Below are 19,362 nucleotides of genomic sequence, written 5' to 3'. Positions count from 1 at the left end.
GCTCGATCGTGCCGGATTCGGGAACAGCCTTGCGGCTCGCGACATCTATTTCCGCGAGTGCAGGATGGTCGTCGAACGCTCAGTGCGCCCGACGAGCCGTCCGCCCGTTGAGGAGACTCAGATGAAAAGCTTCCGCTGGCCGTTGCTCGCCGCGCTTGCGCTCGCATGCGCTACCGGTTTGGCGCAGGGTTCTGGCCCGACCGATCCGCAGATTGCCGCTATCGTCGTCGCGGCGAACCAGGCCGATATTGATGCCGGCAGGCTCGCCGGATCGAAAACGCAGTCGAAAGACGTCAGGGCGTTCGCCGAACGCATGGTCGCCGACCATACCAGCGTCAACCAGGCGGCCGTCAACCTCGTACAGAAACTCCACGTTACACCCGAGTCCAATCCGACCAGCGACAGTCTGAAGCAGGGCGGTGAAGCCAATATTGCGGCCCTCAAGCCACTGCAAGGCGCACAGTTCGATCGTGCGTATATCGATCATGAAGTTGCCTATCACGAACAGGTCATCGACGCACTCGACAAGACCCTGATCCCGACCGCGAAGAACGCCGAACTGAAGGCACTGCTCGTGAAAGTCCGGCCTGCGTTCGTCGCGCATCTGGATCACGCAAAGCGCGTGCAGACATCGCTGGTGACTGCGCAATGAGCGGCCTACGACTTATCTTGCCGGGGGTCTGGGCTATCCTGTGCATGATTGACGCCGGGCCCGCGGTTGCGAAGACCTGGGTCGTGACGATCGAGCAGATGCGCTTCGTCCCGTCGACGCTGACCGTGCACCGCGGGGACAGTGTCGTGTGGGTGAACAGGGACCTCGTGGCGCATACGGCGAGCACCGATGCAAAAGCATTCGACTCAGGCAGCATCGCACCTGAAGCGTCCTGGCGAGATGTGATGAGCGAGCCCGGCCGTCACGGCTACGGGTGCCGCTTTCATCCGGCGATGCGTGGCACACTGATCGTCGAGCCCACACCATGACAGAGCGAGGCGCTGCAATGGCCGACCTGCATTCGAGCGGATCGACGGATCCGGATGCGGATATCGTGCGCCGCATACTGGCGGGCGATCTCGCGGCTTTCGAGCTATTGATGCGCCGCCACAATCGGCGCCTCTACCGGCTTGCCCGCGCCACGCTGCGCAACGACGCCGAAGCGGAAGACGCGTTGCAGGACGCGTATCTGAAGGCCTTCAGGGCGCTCGCAGGATTTCGGGGCGACGCCGCGCTTTATACGTGGTTGTCGCGCCTCGTGCTCAACGAATGCCTCGGCAGGATGCGCCGTGCGGCTCGCCGCCAGAACGTCGTGCCCATGCTGCCGGATTGTCCCGAGGACGAGCAGATGACAGCCGACATGAATCCGCTGAACACGCATGACGACTGCGCCCCCGACCAGTCGGCCTCGCGCGCGGAGATCCGTGCGCTGCTGGAGCGCAAGCTCGACGCACTGCCTATGGGGTTTCGAACGGTGTTCGTGCTCAGGTCCGTTGAGGAGCTAAGCATCGAGGAAACGGCACAGAGCCTGGGCATTGCCGAGGCTACGGTACGCAGCCGGCACTTCAGGGCGAGGCAGATGTTGCGTGAATCGCTGGTGCAGGAGCTGGACCGGCTGGGCCCTGACCTGTTCGAGTTCGGCGGCAGGCATTGCGACCGGATCGTCGCAGCCGTACTCGCCCGGCTGCGGCGATCGGGGTAGAGGAGTAATGCTCTGGAGTGCTGTGCATTGGCATGCGCTGACCGGGAAGAGAATCGCGCGCGCGATTCACTGCGTCGCGACGAGCGTCGTGTGCATGCCTGCCGCGTAGTGCCCTGGCTTATTGCAGATCAGCTCGTAGTGGCCCGGCGTGAGTTTGAACGACGTACGCCTCAACCTTATTATTTATCGGTTTATTCTCATTCGACAGCGCCGCATCCGTTTCACGCAAACCGCATTTTCTCACCTTGTCATGTGCATCGCTTGCACATCGCACCGCATGAGTGTCGCGAGACCGGCCGCGTCAAGATCAACGCCAAAAACGCCGCGGATAACGCACTGCAAGTGACCAAAGGCACAGCCTGCTTGCTTTTGCCGGGCGATATTCTCGACTTCTCCCGCCTTCCTGAGCTTGCGCTCTGGAAACTCACGCCACCATCGCTCTCCGATTGTGTAGCGCAGTGACACTTCGCCTCAACGGCCATAGCTCGGAGAGTTCGGCGGTCGTACTTTGTAGCTTCGGAGCGATTTGCTCGATTTGCCCCATCGTACTCCGCACGCTCGGGCCTGCAACACTGACCGTACCTAGGCTCCGTTCACCCGGATCGGCACGGCAACGTTGCCGATTGGTAACGTGCAGCGCAACCCAAACCCAGGACCCCCTGTTTGAATCGCAATTGGGTCATTGATGCAGTGCGCAAGGGGACTGTCTTTCGAATGGTGTCGTAGTCAATTGAGATTCACGCGAGCCACGGGCCGACGGCAACTCTGCGCGAGTACGAGTTCCGCGCGTGGTGCAGAACGCTCGAGACGATAGGTCGCCCGAGCGTTGAACGGGTGTCGACCAGAGGTGACCAGGGAATATCGTTCGGCGGGCGGTTATTTGCCAGCACCAGTGGAGGGGACACAAGTCAGCACGAGACTGCCTCCATTTTTTCCGATGGCCTTAACTTCGGCTCGGTGGAATTCCGTTGATCCGCACGACCATTCGGCGACGAAATCGGCTCGGCAAGCATTTTGGGCACGATAGGCCGCCGGCAACGCGACTGGGATACGGCAGGTATAGACGGAGTTGCAGCGCTGAGCCAGTTCACGCGTCGAGTTGCCCTGGCGCGCGCCGCAATTTTCGCCATAGGAGCCAGACTCGATTCGAATCGGGTCAGCCAACGCGTTAGTCCATGCTCCCAACAGGCCAGCAAGTGATAGGACTGTGCAAATTGTCCGAACCATGACTGCCTCCATTGCGGGAGTCACTGAAGTCCCGCCATGACAGAGCGCTCGCTCAGCGGTTGTCCACGACTACATGCTTCGCACAGGCAACTTATGGTCGAGTGCGCTCTTTGAGTCTAGTTGATATGTGGATCCTATATTGACATTGTGGACGAGGATTAATCATCGTGACCCTTGCGCTCGCGGTGCGAAATCGTCCTGAAATGGCGCGCTCTCGGGTGACGGGAAAGCATGCTCAGCATCATCGGAATTTGTGTGATTAGGCCGCCCATTCCAGATGTATATTCCCGGAAAAGGCGGCGCCGAGAGGCGCCGGGGTCAGATACTGCGCCCGAAGCGCGAAAAGTATGATCAGAAACGGTGAACGATCCCGATCGCGCCGGCCACCTGGCTGCGCGACGAGGACGGCGCGCTGTTCTGGCCGTCGCCGATGTCCGCTGTCGCGTTGATGATGTTGCCCAGCCCGTTGTTGCCAAGCGTCTGGCCGCCGGCACGCTGGTAGGCCTCGACGAAGTACAGCCCCGTGCGCTTGGACAGCGTGTAGTACTGCGACAGGTTGTACTGCGCGTATGTCGCGGCGCTCTCGATGCCGTTGGCGCGGGTCGCACGCGTGTAGCTGAAGCCCGCGGCCAGATCAAGCGTGGTGAACGGCTTGTAGTGGAGTACCACGCCGCCTGTGTTCCAGATCTGCGTGTCGGCGAAGTTCGAGCCCGTGCCAGCGATGTATTGCACATTCGAGTACGCCACCGAGATGTCCCACCGCGGGCTGAATTGCCAGCCCGCGGTTACCGCAAAGCGCTGCTGTGCCGCCGCTTCCCGGAAGCCGTTGGTGATCGCCGAAAGTCCTGGCTCACCGTTGCTGCTGGCCGTCGAGTTCGCGCCCCACGCGCCGCCGCCGCTCGTCGAGTTGTCCAGCCGCTCGAAGCCCACCGCAATGCCCGCCGGGCCGTGCAGGTACTGTGCCGCCACGCTCCAGGACTGGCCGGCCCCCGTGCTGCCCGCCACGCCGCCCAGTGCGTACATGCCGCTCACGGTCAGGCCGGAGAAATTTGGCGACGTATAGATCAACGCGTTGTTGATGCGATAGATCGTGTCCATCGAGTCCAGGTCACCCGGATGCGCGCCATAAGCGCCCGTCAGCCACGTGGTCGGGCTATATGGCGAGAGCAGCGTGTAGTAGGGCGCGTACTGGCGGCCAGCCGTCAGCGTGCCGTAATTCGCGTTCGCAACACCGACGAAGGCCGTGCGGCTGAACATCAGGCCCGTCGTCTGTTCTGCGCCCGTGGCCGAATTGAAGCCTTCTTCGAGCTGGAAGATCGCACGTGTGGCGCCACCCAGGTCTTCGGCGCCCTTCAGGCCAAAGCGCGAGCCAGCCCACACGCCCTGCGCCATCTTGACGAGCGAACGGCCGCCCGCGTTGCTGCCTAGTGCCGCTGAACTGCTCTGGTAACCAATGCCCGTATCGACAATACCGTACAGCGTGACGCTGCTTTGCGCGTGTGCGCCCAGCGCGGCGAGCCCAAGCGTGGATGCGAGGAATGTCTTTTTCATCGGTACTCCTATCGTTATTTTTTGTGGTTCATGGGTAAAAACCCTGATCGCCGCGTTGTTTGCTATACGGCAGTCAGCGTGCTCCAGACGGCTTATTTATCGTTTTCGCTATCTATCTCGCTCAGATTCAAGCCACGGGTTTCGCGCGTGAAATAAAGCAGGATCGCACCGAGTAGCGCTGCGCCGATCGAGAAGGCGATGATGGCGGTGGCCATCGAAAGCGACAGGTGATTCATGGTCGACAACGTAATGAACGGCGCGAGGCCACCGCCAATGACGCCGAAGTTGTAAAGGAAGCCAACGCCCGATGCGCGAACGTCCAGGGGGAGGTTTTCCGTGAGTATCGTGCCCCAGATCCCGGAAGCGCCAACCAGAAAGAACCCGCTCAGAAGCGCGAACACGAGTGCCAGGGGAGTATTGCCGGTCGTCAGCACGAGGGCGGCGACGCACACTGCGCCGATTCCGATCATCATGGAGATGGCCATGCGTCGGCCGAGCTTTTCGGCAATGAAGCCGCTTGCGACGAACCCGAGGATCTGTCCGACTGCCGACGACATTGCCACGGCGCTCACAAACGAAGCGGGCAGATTCAGGTTGCGCAGGTACGTGGGCAAGAGCGCCTGGAACGGCCAGTTCCCGAAGCACAGAACGAACATCAGGACTGCGAGATAAGCGACACGCCCGGGGTATTCGCTGAATAGCTGGACAACAGGATTCTTCTTCGGCTTGTTTGCGTTCGCCGTGCGGGCACGCTTCCACGCCTCCGATTCAGGCACGAAGAAGATAATAAAGAGAGCAAGAATGATGGCGGGCGGCAAGCCGACGAAGAACATGCCGCGCCATCCGAACGTCGGGTAGATGAACTGGTAGGCGAGTGCGGCGCCGATCGTTCCCAGGCCCCAACCGGTGTCGAGAATGCCGATGCCGATGGCGCGATATCGCTCCGGCCACGACTCCGCGACCATGGCTGCGCCCAGCGAGAATCCAGGCGCCATGCCGAAGCCGAGCAGCAGGCGGAACACCGCGAGTGCCGCGAAACTCCACGAGAGACCGGTCGCGACCGCACCGGCGGTAAACCAGGCCAGCGTGATGAGCAGGGGGATCTTGCGCCCGATTCTGTCGCTCAATCCGCCGAATGCGAGACCGCCTATCCAGCGGACGCCATACGTCGCGAGAAGGAGCAGGGACGCTGTTTCGAGTGCGACGTGGAAAGTGCTCGCAATATCGCGCAGGACGAACGTGATGGCGAGGAAATCGAGTGCGTCGTTGACCCAAACTCCCCATGCAGCGATGAGTACGCGCCACTGGGTGCCGCTGATCTCTCGATACCACGGCCCGGCGGCGACTTGTCGATCGAGGGCGATATCTGAAGGCATTGTGTCTCCATTTGGGGTGTTATGTGTAGGGCAATGTAACCGGTCTCAAATGTGGAATCAACATCTTCCGAGTGGATTGTGATAAACCTAGGGAATATACTTAATTAGCTGAATTTTCGGCAAAAATCGGATGACTGCCCGCTGTGTGGCGATTTTCATCGCGTTGATACCGCTTACAAGAAAAGCGTAGACGTGGCGTCTGGGGCGAGGGTTCGGGGCGGCGGGTTGTTCGCTTGGCTACGTCGATCAGGCGCGCAAGCGCGCCGCGGTGACGCGTGCAACTTCTTCGTGCGTGAGAGGGGGGGCAGTCGGGCGGAGCCGCCGACCATGCGGGCGCTACGGATTCAAGGGCGGCTTTCGGGTGGCGGAGGAGCCGAGGAGGCCCGAATGATGATTTGCGCTTCGCATTCAACGCTATCGGGCCGCCCCTTCCCCGACAGTTCCGCGAGGATCATCTGCGCGGCCGCACGGCCGATTTCCGCGCTCGGCACACTGACGGTGGTAATGGGAATCGGGAGTTCGGACATGATCTCAAAGTCGTCAAAGCTGGCGAGCGTCAAATCCTTCGGGACGTCGTAGCCGCGCTTGAGCGCTTCGAGCATCGCACCGATCGCAAACGACCCGTTGCCGCAGATGATCGCAGTGGGCGGTTGAGGCGTGCTCATGACCTGCGAAAACAACTTGCGGCCCACGCCGACGCCCCAGAACCCCTCGACCATGTGCGCCGCGGATATGCCGAGCCCATGCTCGGCGAGCGCATCGCGCACGCCTTCGCGCCGCGCCCATGCGCGATCGTTCGAATCCGCGGTTTGCGACAGCATGGCAAAGCGGCGGTGGCCGAGGCCGAGCAGGTAAGTCGTGAAGTCGAAGAACGCCTTGTGGTTGTCGATGCCAACACACAGGTGCTCGCTGTCCTTTCGAAAGGTGAACGTGTTGACGAACGGTACGCCCCGCTGGGCAAGCAGCGGATAAAGGTCCGGGTGGTGCGATTCCCCGACGAGCACGACGGCATCGACGCCACGCTCGAGCATATTGCGGATCTGGTTGTACTCGCGCTGGGTATCGTACTGCGAGCAGCCGAGCAGCAGCGTATAGCCAGCGGATTCGAGCGCTTCCTGTAGTTCCTGGATTGCCGTGGCGAAGTGCTCGTTCGACACCGTGGGAAAGACCGCGCCGATGGTGGCCGTGCGCTGGGTCGCGAGTGCTCGCGCGGCGGCGTGCGGCACCCAGCCCAAATGGTTGATCGCCGCCGTGATGCGCTCCCTCAGTTCATCGGAGACGGCCTCCGGACGATTCATCATGCGCGAGACCGTTGCGGACGATACGCCGGCGAACCTTGCGACGTCGCGCAGGGTGACGCTCGCGGATCGGGTCTTCTTTAACCCCGTTGCATCTTCAGTTGTCGATTTTGCTTTGATCATGCATGGCTCGGTCGATAGCGCAGTCGGCCCAATTATAGCGAGGCCGGCCCCCTGAATTGGGCGCGTGTCGAATGCAGGCTTGTGGAAAGGTTCGGTCTGAGCGAAATGCCCGCACGATCATTCAAAAATACCGGTTACATGAATGTAATTACAAGCGTTGGCCGCTATTTTTCCTTGTCCGGCCCCCGGTAAAGCAGGTGTGTAGTGGTTATCCCTCGGTTTTGGTGAAAATTCGATGATGCGCTTGAGCTCGACAATGAGACCGGTTACATTGGGGTAATCCAGCCGTGCTAGCGGCCCCGGTCAACCAGACAGTCAATCGCGCCATGCAACGAATTACTTCCGATGAAGCCGCAGCTTTGCTGCGCACAGGCGACTCAGTTCTCATCAGCGGATCCGGCGGCGGCCACGCCGTGCCCGAAGCCTTGCTGGCCGCGGTCGAGCGGCGCTTTAAGCGCGAGGACCAACCGCGCGATCTCACCTCGATCAGCGTGGTCGGCATTGGCGACAGAATCTCGCTGGGTGCGTGCCACCTTGCTCACGAAGGTTTGCTCAAGCGCGCGATCACCAGCGCGCTGATCGATTCGCCCGGCTTGCTCAAAATGGCCGCGGAGGATCGCATCGAGGCCTATACGCTGCCGCAGGGCGTGCTCTCGCAACTGATGCGCGAGATGGCCGGCGGCAGGCCGGGGCTCATCACCAAGACCGGCCTGAACACGTTCGTGGACCCACGTCAGCAGGGCGCGCGGCAAAGCCCGCGAACGGAAGAGCAACTGGTCGAAGTGCTCCATCTGGACGGTGAAGAATGGTTGCGCTTCAAGCCATTTCCCATCGATGTCGCTTTCCTGCGCGGTACCACCGCCGACGAGGACGGCAACGTAACCATGGAGCAGGAAGCCGTGCTCGGCGAGATGATCGCCATGGCGCAGGCGACGCGCCGTGCCGGTGGCATCGTCATCGTTCAGGTGAAGAGAATGGCGCGCAGCGGGACGCTGCCGCCTAAGCAGGTAAAGATCCCTGGCATTCTTGTCGACTTCGTCGTGGTAGAGGCGGACCAACGCCAGACCTACGCCACCGACTACGATCCGAGCTACGCCGGCGAACTGCGCGTGCCGCTCAGCGAGATCAAGGCGCTGCCGTTCGGGCCGCGCAAGGTCATCGTGCGCCGCGCGGCGATGGAACTGTACCCCCACGCGGTGTGCAATCTTGGTGCGGGTATTTCCACGGGGTTGTCGACAGTTGCGGCGGAAGAAGGGCTGCTCGACTCGGTCGTGCTGACCAACGAGCAGGGCTTGATTGGCGGTGCGCCGATCACCGGCCGCGATTCGGGTGGCGCACAGAATTTCGCGGCGATGATCGAGCAGCCTTCGCAGTTCGACTTCTACGACGGCGGCGGCCTCGATCTCGCGTTCCTCTCGTTCGCCGAAGTCGATGCGCGTGGCAACGTCAACATCAGCCGCTTCGGCGACAAGATCGTCGGCGTAGGCGGCTTCATCAACATCAGCCAGAACGCGAAGCGGGTCATTTTTAGCGGCACACTGACGGCAGGTGGCCTCGACGTCCAATGGGAAGGCGGTCGCGCGAAGATTGTGGAGGAAGGGCGGCACCGCAAGTTCGTCGGCTCGCTGGAGCAGATCTGCTACAACGCGGCGCTCGCGCACGGTAAGGGCAACTCCGCGCTTTTCGTAACCGAGCGCGCGGTGTTCCGGGTCGGAGTGGACGGCCTCGAACTGGTGGAAGTCGCGCCGGGTATCGATATCGAGCGCGATGTGTTCGGCCAGATGGATTTCCGCACGCCCATTGCGCCGGATCTGCGCGAGATGGACGCACGCATCTTTTCGACGGACCTCATGGGCCTCGCCGGCGAGACGTCGCGCCGTGAACGCCGTTATCGCTCCGAGCGGGTTGCGCAATGGGCACGGAGTCACGCATGAGCGTCGCGCCGTCGATCACGGGAAAGACGCGCCTGTATGCGATCGTGGGCGACCCGATCGAGCAGGTGCGCTCGCCGCAGGTGTATTGCGCGGAGTTCGCGAGGGCTGGCCGCGACTCGGTGCTCGTGCCGATGCATATCGCCAGCGACGAGATTCGGGACGTGCTGCCCGCGCTGCTCAAACTGCGCAATCTGGATGGCGTGCTCGTGACGTCCCCGTTCAAGGCCTATGCGCTAGCCATTGCCGACGAACTGCATCCGCGTGCATTACGCGTCGGCGCCGTGAATGCATTGCGTCGCAATGCAGGCGGCGGCTGGTTCGGCGACATGTTCGACGGCGAAGGCTTCGTGCGCGGTGTGCTAGCGAAAGGCCATACCGTTCGGGGGCGGCGCGCACTCGTTCTGGGATGCGGTGGAGCGGGCAGCGCCATTGCGGGGGCATTGATCGATGCGGGCGTCGCAGCCATCACGCTATTCGATCCGGACAAAGCGCGGGCGCGCCACGTCGCGAATGCGATTTCGCAAACTGCGGGCGCATGTCGCGTTGGCGCAGGCGCTGCAGAGGCCGCTGACATGGATCTGATCGTCAACGCGTCCGTTGTCGGCATGCGCGAAACGGACGGCATGCCCGCAGGGTTCGGACCGCTCGATGCGAGTGTTCTCGTTGGCGATGTGGTGCTGCGGCCCGCGGACCGTCCCACTGCGTTGGTCGCTCACGCCATGCGCTGCGGTTGTCCCGTCGTGACGGGCGTCGATATGCACTCGGGGCAGATCGACGCCATCCTCGAGTTCTTCGGCGTGCAGCGCCAGGCCTGATGATTGTTATGGATACCTAATCATGTCAATTTTAGGATCTGCCGTCGTCCTGATCTGGAACGACATCGCGCAAGGTGCACGCGAAGACTTCTACGCGTGGCACAACAAGGAGCATATTCCCGAGCGCCTGTCGCTTGACGGATTTTTGCGTGGCCGCCGGTATCGCGGCGCACGGGCGACTCCGGAGTGGCTGACGATTTACGAGGCGGCCGATCTCGATGTGCTGACGGGCGCGGCCTACCTGGAGCGCCTGAACAATCCAACGCCCGCCACGCAGGCGTGCGTCAGACATTTCAGGAACACTGCGCGCTCGTTGTGCCGGATCGAGCATACGGCTGGCGACAGTAACGGCGCCTACGTGGTGACCATGCAGTTGAAGAGCGAGCGGAACGCACCGGCGGAGGCGAGGGAATTCGTCGCATCGGACGTCTTTCCGGCGCTGCTCGCGAGTCCGGAAGTCGTCGCCGCGCATCTCTTCTCCGCGGATCTCGATGCGAGCAACGTCAAGACCAACGAGGCCCAGCATCGCGGCGGCGTGTTCGATGTGCCTGCGCGCATCGTGCTGGTCGAATGCACGACCGAAGAGGGCGCGAACGCGGCCGCGGCGCAGTTGGCTGACGCGCAATGGAGTCGCGTCGGCGCTTCGCATGGCGAGCCTCAAATCTATACGCTTGAAATTAGCCGGCTCGGCAAGCTTCGCTGAGTCGAAAACCTGTTCTATTCAACGGATACACATTATGAAACTGGTACGTTTCGGTAACGCAGGCGAGGAGAACCCCGGCTTGCTCGATGCGAACGGCAAGATCCGCGATCTGTCGGCGCATGTCGATGATTTCGATCCGACGTTCTTCGCGAATGACGGTATCGCGAAGATTCGCCGCCTCGACGTGAATACGCTGCCCATCGTCGAGGGCACGCCGCGTTATGGCGCGTGCGTGGCGCGCCCAGGCAATTTCATCGCGGTCGGGCTGAACTACGTGCAGCACGCCATCGAAACGAACGCCCCGATTCCGGCTGAACCAATTCTCTTCAACAAGGCGCCGTCGTGCATCACCGGTCCGAACGATCGCGTGCTGTTGCCGCGGAAGTCGACGAAAGCCGACTGGGAAGTCGAAATCGCGCTGGTGATCGGCAAGCGCGCGCACGACGTCAGCGAGGAGGACGCACTCGACTACGTCGCCGGCTATTGCGTGTGCAATGACGTTTCCGAGCGGGCGTTCCAGCTGGAACAAGGCGGCCAGTGGGTGAAGGGGAAGATGGCGCCGACGTTCGGGCCGCTTGGTCCGTGGCTCGTGACGGGCGATGAGATTGCGGACGTTCAGAATCTACCGCTTTGGCTCGAACTGAACGGCGAGCGCATCCAGAACTCGTCGACCTCCGACATGATCTTTCCGATCCGAAAACTCGTTTCCTATATCAGCGAATTCGTGATGTTGGAACCGGGCGACGTGATCACGACGGGCACGCCTCCGGGCGTCGGACTCGGCATGAAGCCCGAAAAGTATCTGAAGCCGGGCGATATCATGAAGCTGAGCGTCGAGGGACTGGGCGTACAGGAACAGACGGTTGGTCGCTGGGGCGACAGATAAACTACGGATACCGAATCATGAGCGATGCAAGACGCACTGGGTATAGCTACCCCGATCTCTACGTGGGCATGCAGTTTCGCAGTCCCGGTCGAACCATCACCGATGCCGACCTTGTCGGCTTCGCAGGGCTGACCGGCGATTTTTCCGAATTGCATACCAGCGACGTGTATGCGAAGAACAGTCAGTTTGGGCGGCGTGTCGCACACGGGATGCTGGGGCTTGCCTATGCCCATGGTTTGATGTGGGCGCGTACGGGCGAGCTACGCGAGACCGCCATTGCCTTTCTCGGCATCAACGAGTGGAAGTTCGTCGCGCCGCTGTTCGTCGGCGACACGATGTTCGTCAACTACACGATCAACGAGTTGCGCGACAGCAAGTCCAAGCCCACGCAGGCCATCGCACTTTTCGACGTGCAGGTTGTGAATCAGGACGGCCACGTCGTCCAGCAGGGCGTCAAGGCGCTTCTGTGCTCGAAGGTGCCACTAGCTGCGGTCGAGAAGTCGGTGTAACTCGTTCGCTTCGTTGAATCGATCGCGGCCGCGAAGGAGAATTGCCTCCACGCCGCGATGCCTTGATGCGACACAGCCGGTTTTGAGTATCTTGCGCCCGGGCCGATCCGCGCTTCGGCCTCCGCCTGAATTCCCTTGAGTCGGTGAAGTTTCATTCCCGAACTGCTGCGATGCCGGCTTCCTGTGCGATGACGATGTGTCGCAACCGCGCCTGATAATAATTCCAACGTAAACCGCAACAAATCCAACTGAGCAACCGTACACGACATTACGGCTGTAATGTCACCATTTGGCAGGCGAACAGGTGTGCCCGCGGAATCGCGCGCTTCCAGGTGAGTGCGTCGATCTCCAACCCCGCAGGCAGCAAAGCCAATGTGCTTCCGCCGAGAGCGAATGGGTCATATCGACCCTGAGCGGCCGCCTGGTATCGACCGTTGAACCGTCCGCTTCAAGGTGGCAGGCGGACGCCGGAAACCTTTTCGACGGCTCCCCTTCACGGCGGCGAGCAGCCTGCCGCTTTCCGAACCAGGTGTCGAGGCAATGTGATGTGGGGATACTCATCCTTGTGACTTGACGGCACTGTCTTACCGCGGGCGCCTCGTCGAGCCGAGGCAGCTCGATGCCTAACGGCGGGAAACCCCATATCCAGGCGATGACCGCTACGGTCGTTCAAAATCACACGCCGACCGGCACGTCTCTTTCGTTCTCGCTTGTGAATCTGGCATTGTAGACATTCGACTCACGGAAAATCAAACTCCGGTGCGGCCGCGCCTGGCATACTCACCGGTCCACCGGAAACCTCTAACGACGTACGTTGTGGACGCAACTTGTTTGAGTGTAAGTGCTCACCGAGGGATTTGCTTTTGGGGGCGAGATCACCCGCCTGGGATCTGAAAACCACCGGTCTTGACAAGCGGCATGAAACTGACGCCGGAAACGACAAATATCCAGGCCGCAGCACTCTGCCGCTCGGGAGGCTTTCATCGTTGGAACTCGATGACAGTGACCCTGATTCTTCCCTCTGAACGAACAGCAGACCGGCTGTGAATCCGTTTGCAGATCGACTCGTGGCCCATGCCTGCGGACGACGGGGGCTATGGTTCTTGCAGTATCGGGATATTCCGTGCACGATTTGGATAGTTCACCAGGTGGGGTTGGAATAGTCTGCGTGCAACAATCTTGAGCGCGATCAAGGCACTCACGAGAGCAGTCAAAATAGACGGAGGCGGTGCGAATGCGCATGGATGAAGATGGTTTGCAGCGCCCCAATGCCAACCACACCCCGCCGACTCCGGTGGACTTCGTCGGTCCCACATCCGAAGTCTATGGAGATCAGACTGCGGTTCTGTCCGGTCAGGCGAAGCGCACCTCCGAACTTCCGGTATCCGTTCCCCAACGAAGAGTGGGATGCAATTGCATTGAACTTCGCGGGCACGACCGGCAACCACAAAGGCGTGGTCTACTTCTATCGTGGCGCCAATCTGGCTCCGCCCCTGCATGGAATGGACGCCCGAGGAAATCGTTGCATACTGTCCCTCGTTCAAGGTTCCAAAGGGAGGTGCACTTCCGTGAACTGTCCACGACCTCGACCGGCAAAATACAATAACTCGCGATGCGTAATCAGCTGAATCCGACCTCCGCAGTTGATCAGGGCTAGTCCGCGTAGTCGATAGGGGAGGTACGTATGGTGGTCTTTTTTGACGAATGTATAATTTGACCGACAATCCAGTCTCGACCCTTAATAGCTCAAAACTTCTAGCTTATAGATCAATGAAACATATAGAGGAGTTGCATCATGAGGGTAGTGACGACTCCGGTCCCTATACTGATGACGAGCTATTTCGGACCCGCGATATAGAGCAGGCCCGAGATTGGGGGACGCGTACATTCTGCGAAAACGAACTTCGAAATATTGATGTGCGTGGTGAACTCGATGCGCGCCTGATGTATCGAGGGTATGGCTCAATGGGCATTGGGCGAATGAGTTACGGCGGCGAAGTCAGGATCCGACCGACTACATTTGACGACTTCTATCTGGTACAAGTGCCACTCAGTGGCGGTGAGTACATCACCAATGGAAACCAGTCCATCAGTTCATCGCCTGCGGTGGGTTCGATTCTTAATGCCGGCCAACAACATGAAATCGTTCATACGACGGGCACGGAAAAGCTGATTCTTCGTATTGATCGCGCCTTGGTCGAGCGTCTGTGCGGGCAGCATCTCGGCAACGGTGCGCAAACCCGAGTGGAATTCGAAACCGCGATGCCGCTCGATTCCGCAGCCGGCAGACGGTGGGCTTCCACCATGCAATGGCTGTTCGATTACCTTGACGGTACGCATTCATCATCGCCACTGTTAGCAGCGCAAGTCGAGCACATGATTGGCTCGCTGCTGCTTATCAGTCAAGCGAGCAATCGTAGCCAGGCACTCAATGAAGATCGCTCTCGTTCCGTGACTCCGGCATTTATCAGAAAAGCAGAGCTTTTCATCGAGGAACGGGCGCACGAGCCTATAACGGTCGGGACCATTGCGGAGCACGTAGGGGTCAGCACAAGCTCGTTATACACGGGATTCAGAAAGTACCGGAATACGTCACCCATGCACCTGCTGAAGGGCATCAGACTTAATCGGGTGCGTGAGCAGCTATTGAAGTCAGATCCAAAAAATACAACGGTGACGGCAGTGGCGTATCAGTGGGGGTTTGCCCATCTAGGGCACTTTACCACCGACTACAAACGTTGGTTTGGCGAGACTCCTAGCGAAACACTAGCCCATTAAGCCGGTTAACATTGGTGGGGGCGGAGGCGGCTCTGCTCGTTCGGGCGCTCACCGGCTCGTGCACTTTCAGGTGGATCTCCTCGTACTTGATGCTGCTTCATTCTTGACAGCATTCTCGCTGGCGCAGCCCCCGAGCGCTTCACTTCCGCCTGTCCGAATTTGCGCAGCCACCTCCATAGCGTCCCTCCGCTGGTCTTTCACCGTGGGAATTACGCTACGCGAGAAACACGAAGCACTCCGAAAGTAATAGCTGATTTGGCGAAGTGCTAACCCAGACGGGGCTCCCAGGAGCCCCGTTTTCGTTGCTAGGGATAAACCCTCAAAACGCATATTGAATGCACAGTTGGGATAGGTCTCGTAGTCATTGGAGTGTTGACAACGTGGTCGGGTAATACGATTTGTCTTGCGGTCACTGCCTTACTTCGTGTGCAAAAAATTACCCCTTTACAAGGGCTAACCCCCTCTGAGGAGACGCATCAATGTCGGACCAAACTGTTGTTCGTCGTCGCGCAGCGCAGCATTCGATCAGCGACGCGCGTTACAACGACGCAAAGTCGCAATCGCAATACCAGCCTTATAAGGACGCAGCCTGGGGCTTCATCAACCACTGGTATCCGGCGATGTTCAGCAAGGAACTGGTGGAGACCACGACCGAGAACGAAGAGGAACTTCAGACGGGCATTAAGGGCATCATGATCGCCGGCGTACCCATCGTGCTGCGTCGCGTCGACGGGAAAGTCTATGCAGTCAAGGACCAGTGCGTTCACCGTGGCATTCGTCTCTCCGAGAAGCCGATGTGCTTCAACAAGGAAACGATCACGTGCTGGTACCACGGCTTCACGTTCAATCTGGACAACGGCAAGCTCGCAACCATCGTCGCCAATCCGGACGACAAGTTGATCGGCACGACCGGTATCACGACGTACCCGGTTGAAGAAGTCGCGGGCATGATCTTCGTGTTCGTTCGTGAAGATGACTTCCCGCTCGAGGATGTTCCCCCGCTGTCGGATGACCTTCCGTTCCGTTTCCCTGAAAACAACGAGCGCTTTCCGCACCCGCTGTGGCCGGATACGCCATCGATCCTGGACGAAAACGCAGTCGCTCATGGCATGCACCGCACGGGCTTCGGCAACTGGCGTATCGCGTGCGAGAACGGCTTCGACAACGCACACATCCTGGTCCACAAGGACAACTCCATTGTTCATGTGAACGACTGGGTGCTCCCACTGGGCATTCTGCCGGTTTCGGACGACTGCATTCAGGTCGTTGAGGACGAAAATGGTCCGAAGGGCATGATGCAATGGCTGTTCACGGACAAGTGGCAGCCGGTGATGGAAAACAAGGAGCTGGGCCTCAAGATCGACAACCTGAACGGCCGCTTCTATCGCACGTCGGTGGTCCTCCCGGGCGTCCTCATGGTCGAAAACTGGCCGGAAGAGCACGTCGTTCAGTACGAATGGTATGTACCGATCACGGACGATCTGCACGAGTACTGGGAAGTCCTGGTCCGCGTCTGCCCGACCGAAGAAGATCGCAAGAAGTTCAAGTACCGCTTTGACCGCGTCTACAAGGAACTGTGCCTGCACGGCTTCAACGACTGCGACCTGTACGCTCGCGAAGGTATGCAGCACTTCTATGCGGACGGCACGGGCTGGGATGACGAGCAACTGGTCTCGACCGACATTTCCCCGGTCACGTGGCGTAAGCTCGCTTCGCGCCACAACCGTGGTGTCGCGAAGCCGGGCAAGGGCGTCTACGGTGCAGTGAAGACCCATAGCACGCGTCTCAAGGAACTCGCCGATGGCAAGCGCCCGGCGTACTTTGTGGACCAAGTCTGGTTCTGAAGCTTGTCCGACACTATTAGGTAATCCTAATAATAAACGGTAGCGCCTCGTAGTAACCCTGATGCCCAGTGATGAGGAGGGATCGCCACGCCCCGTTTCTGTGTGCATCAGGCCTGGACCTCACTAAATTGATTACCCGTATCCGTTATGAGCAGCCTTCCGCGCGACCTGCAAAATCTCGAAATCTACGACCTCTCCTTGCAGATTCGCAGTGGCATGATCAGTCCGGTAGAAGTCACCGAGGCGATGCTGGCTCGCGTGGAAGCACTGGACGCGAATTTGCATAGCTATGCTCGTGTGACCTCTGAACTGGCATTGAAGCAGGCAGAGCAAGCAGAAAAAGAGATTCAAGCCGGGGACGTAAGGAGTCCCGTGCACGGTATTCCGCTCGCAGTGAAAGATTTGTTCGACACGAAGGGCATCGTGACTGCTGGTGGTATGCCAATTCATGCGCAGCGCGTACCGACGGAAAACGCGACGGTCGTGCAACGCCTGCAAGATGCAGGGTCGGTGATACTAGGCAAGCTTCAAATGACGGAGGGAGCATTTGCCATTCACCATCCGACGATCGCTGATCCTGTTAATCCATGGGGTGCCGCCCACTGGTGTGGTGCTAGTTCCTCGGGTTGCGGTGTCGCAACTGCGGCTCGTCTGTGCTATGGCACACTCGGCTCGGATACGGGGGGCTCGGTGCGTTTCCCCAGTGCAGCCAACAATCTGACTGGATTGAAAACCACTTACGGCACGATCAGCCGTAAGGGCACGATGGAACTGGCTGCCTCGTTGGACCACGTTGGCCCCATGGCGCGTTCAGCCCGGGATGTGCTGCTCCTTCTCGCAATTGTTGGCGGTCACGATACGCAACGACTGCTCGCCACCATTGACGAGCAACGAATCGAGAACCTCCTGAATGGCTTCAAGGGATTGCGAATCGGCATGGACGAATCGTGGATCTCCGATGGCGTCGATCCGGTGATTCAGCGCGCGATTCAACAGGTCAAAGTCATCCTTGCCGAAGCCGGCGGCGAAATCAAGCGCATCAAGGTTCCGGATACGCGGGCCACCAGTTCCAATTGGGAGCATCACTGCGGCGTTCAAACGGCTGTCGCTCACGAAGCGACGTATCCCGGCAAGGCTGCCGAATACGGTCCTGCGCTGGCCCGTCTGATTGATCAGGGGCGGGAACTCAAGGCGGTGGACTACGAGCGAATCATTCGTGATGCTAAGCAGTTCACGCGCGAGATGGACGCGGTGTTCACGGAGGTCGATGTTGTATTGGCTCCGGTGCAGCCTTATGCCGCTCCGACGTACGAACAGCTGGCAGGCTTGGCTTCGGATCCTGAGGCTAACCGGCGCCTGATTCAGTTCACGTCGCCGTTCAACGCCTCGGGGCACCCCGCATTGTCAGTACCCATCGGATTTACAGAGCAGGGATTGCCCATCGGTGGGCAACTCATTGGTCGCAAGTATCAAGACGACCTGCTGTGTATGGTCGGCATGGTATTGCAGAGCCACAGTGATTGGCATCGTCAGGTCCCGCCTGGGTTGGCTTGATTGATATTGAAAATGTTTTGTTTTGTGGATTAAGTCATGACCCAAGCTCATCAGGTAACCATTCACTTCGCGGACGGCGTGAGTCATACATTTGCCGCCGAGTCGGGCGAAAACATTCTCGAAGCCGCAATTAAGGCCGAAGTGCCAGTTCTGTACCAGTGCAAGGCCGGGGCCTGCGCTTCCTGCACGTGCAAGCTCGCGCAAGGTGAGGCGGTGTCTATTCCTGGTGCCAGTTCGACGCTCCTGGCTTCGGAATACGCAGAAGGAAATCGGCTGCTCTGCATTACGAAGGCTGAATCGGATTGTGCGTTCAACGTCGCATACGGTTCGGAAGTCGGCTCGTCGGTTGCCCAGGAGGTGAAGGTCTTCATCGACTCTGTGGAGCGCATCGCGCCCAACGTGATGCGTCTGACGGTCGAATTGGCCGAAGGCAACTGGCTCGAATTCAGGCCCGGGCAGTTCATGCAGATCACGGTACCGGGTTTGGGTGTTCTCCGTAGCTACAGCCCGTCGTCTACGTCGCTGACCCTGCCCAAGATGGAATTCCTGGTCCGGCTGCTGCCCGATGGCGCGATGTCCACTTTCCTCGAAAGTGAGGCGCAAGTGGACCAGGTTCTGACGATGAAGGGCCCCTATGGTGCGTTCTTCCTGCGTGAAGAGCATCGTCGTGCGCCGCACATCTTCGTTGCCGGCGGGACCGGCCTGGCTCCGATCCTGTCGATGATTGATAGCCTCAGGCAGGCCTCGGGCAAGAAGCCGCCGATGCTACTCTCGTTCGGTTGCGCGGTGCCTGAAGCGCTATTTGCTCTGGATGACATCGAGCTGCGTCAGCACTGGTTGCCGACCCTGAAGACCCGGGTCTGCGTGGATCGCAATGCTACGGAAAGCCTGCACGAAGGTTCGCCGGTCTCGGCCCTCAGGGACACTGATGTGACGGATCCGAACACGGTGGCTTATCTGTGCGGCCCGCAGCCAATGATCGATGCGGCAACAAAGCGTCTGATCGAGTTGGGCATGAAGTCGGAATTGATTTTCGCAGAGCAGTTCGTTGCATCGAACTAAGGAATGGG

Annotated in this window: 16 protein-coding genes; 13 read left to right on the top strand and 3 right to left on the bottom strand. The window is 59.8% G+C overall.

Translation table 11 applies throughout. The features are described 5' to 3' along the window. Positions 1–121: 121 nt before the first annotated feature. The 4 genes from U5A58_RS07345 to U5A58_RS07330 are packed head-to-tail and all read left to right on the top strand — an operon-like array spanning position 122 to position 2,156. Entirely contained in the window at positions 122–652 is a 531-nt protein-coding gene (locus tag U5A58_RS07345; RefSeq protein WP_321960967.1) for a DUF4142 domain-containing protein, read from the top strand. Continuing rightward, positions 649–981, top strand: coding sequence for a cupredoxin family copper-binding protein (locus tag U5A58_RS07340; RefSeq protein WP_321960913.1), 333 nt, complete (start codon positions 649–651; stop codon positions 979–981). The genes U5A58_RS07345 and U5A58_RS07340 overlap by 4 nt, the downstream gene beginning before the upstream one ends. Before the next feature lie 17 nt (positions 982–998). Continuing rightward, positions 999–1,694, top strand: a complete 696-nt coding sequence (locus tag U5A58_RS07335) for an RNA polymerase sigma factor (RefSeq protein WP_321960912.1) — start codon at positions 999–1,001, stop codon at positions 1,692–1,694. A gap of 27 nt (positions 1,695–1,721) precedes the next feature. Further along, positions 1,722–2,156 (top strand): hypothetical protein, encoded by a 435-nt coding sequence (locus U5A58_RS07330; RefSeq protein WP_321960911.1) that lies wholly within the window; start codon positions 1,722–1,724, stop codon positions 2,154–2,156. 1,116 nt (positions 2,157–3,272) lie between these two features. Here U5A58_RS07330 and U5A58_RS07325 read toward each other — a convergent pair. The 3 genes from U5A58_RS07325 to U5A58_RS07315 form a co-directional block, all read right to left on the bottom strand. After that, positions 3,273–4,472 (bottom strand): porin, encoded by a 1,200-nt coding sequence (locus U5A58_RS07325; RefSeq protein ID WP_321960910.1) that lies wholly within the window; start codon positions 4,470–4,472, stop codon positions 3,273–3,275. 92 nt (positions 4,473–4,564) lie between these two features. Next, a complete protein-coding gene (locus U5A58_RS07320) occupies positions 4,565–5,848 on the bottom strand; it encodes an MFS transporter (RefSeq protein ID WP_321960909.1) in 1,284 nt (427 codons plus the stop codon). A gap of 344 nt (positions 5,849–6,192) precedes the next feature. Beyond that, the gene (locus U5A58_RS07315; RefSeq protein ID WP_321960908.1) at positions 6,193–7,269 is read right to left on the bottom strand and encodes a LacI family DNA-binding transcriptional regulator; all 1,077 of its coding nucleotides are present in this window, start codon (positions 7,267–7,269) and stop codon (positions 6,193–6,195) included. Between the two features lie 326 nt (positions 7,270–7,595). On the opposite strand from U5A58_RS07315, the gene U5A58_RS07310 reads away from it, so the two are divergent. The 9 genes from U5A58_RS07310 to U5A58_RS07270 all read left to right on the top strand — a co-directional run bounded on the left by U5A58_RS07310 (position 7,596) and on the right by U5A58_RS07270 (position 19,354). Then, complete coding sequence (locus U5A58_RS07310; RefSeq protein WP_321960907.1) at positions 7,596–9,203, top strand: acyl CoA:acetate/3-ketoacid CoA transferase; 1,608 nt, start codon at positions 7,596–7,598, stop codon at positions 9,201–9,203. Continuing rightward, the gene (locus U5A58_RS07305) at positions 9,200–10,018 is read left to right on the top strand and encodes a shikimate dehydrogenase (RefSeq protein ID WP_321960906.1); all 819 of its coding nucleotides are present in this window, start codon (positions 9,200–9,202) and stop codon (positions 10,016–10,018) included. Before U5A58_RS07310 ends, U5A58_RS07305 begins: the two co-directional genes overlap by 4 nt. A 22-nt stretch (positions 10,019–10,040) precedes the next feature. Then, entirely contained in the window at positions 10,041–10,721 is a 681-nt protein-coding gene (locus U5A58_RS07300) for a DUF4286 family protein (RefSeq protein ID WP_321960905.1), read from the top strand. A gap of 34 nt (positions 10,722–10,755) precedes the next feature. Further along, positions 10,756–11,607 carry a fumarylacetoacetate hydrolase family protein gene (locus U5A58_RS07295; RefSeq protein WP_321960966.1) on the top strand — a complete coding sequence of 284 codons (852 nt, stop codon included), beginning with the start codon at positions 10,756–10,758 and terminating at the stop codon, positions 11,605–11,607. A gap of 17 nt (positions 11,608–11,624) precedes the next feature. Then, positions 11,625–12,116, top strand: coding sequence for a MaoC/PaaZ C-terminal domain-containing protein (locus U5A58_RS07290; protein WP_321960904.1), 492 nt, complete (start codon positions 11,625–11,627; stop codon positions 12,114–12,116). Between the two features lie 1,713 nt (positions 12,117–13,829). Beyond that, entirely contained in the window at positions 13,830–14,894 is a 1,065-nt protein-coding gene (locus tag U5A58_RS07285; RefSeq protein WP_321960903.1) for an AraC family transcriptional regulator, read from the top strand. Positions 14,895–15,373: 479 nt separating this feature from the next. Then, complete coding sequence (locus U5A58_RS07280) at positions 15,374–16,738, top strand: Rieske 2Fe-2S domain-containing protein (protein WP_321960902.1); 1,365 nt, start codon at positions 15,374–15,376, stop codon at positions 16,736–16,738. 147 nt (positions 16,739–16,885) lie between these two features. Next, positions 16,886–18,292 carry an amidase gene (locus U5A58_RS07275; protein WP_321960901.1) on the top strand — a complete coding sequence of 469 codons (1,407 nt, stop codon included), beginning with the start codon at positions 16,886–16,888 and terminating at the stop codon, positions 18,290–18,292. A 36-nt stretch (positions 18,293–18,328) separates the two neighbouring features. Then, on the top strand, positions 18,329–19,354 hold the full coding sequence (locus U5A58_RS07270) for an FAD-binding oxidoreductase (RefSeq protein ID WP_321960900.1): 1,026 nt from the start codon (positions 18,329–18,331) through the stop codon (positions 19,352–19,354). Positions 19,355–19,362: the final 8 nt, after the last annotated feature.

The organism is Paraburkholderia sp. J7 (assembly GCF_905220155.1).
GTDB lineage: Bacteria > Pseudomonadota > Gammaproteobacteria > Burkholderiales > Burkholderiaceae > Paraburkholderia.
Note: the sequence above shows the minus strand (reverse complement) of the source record. Positions and strands in the feature narration are given on the sequence as shown.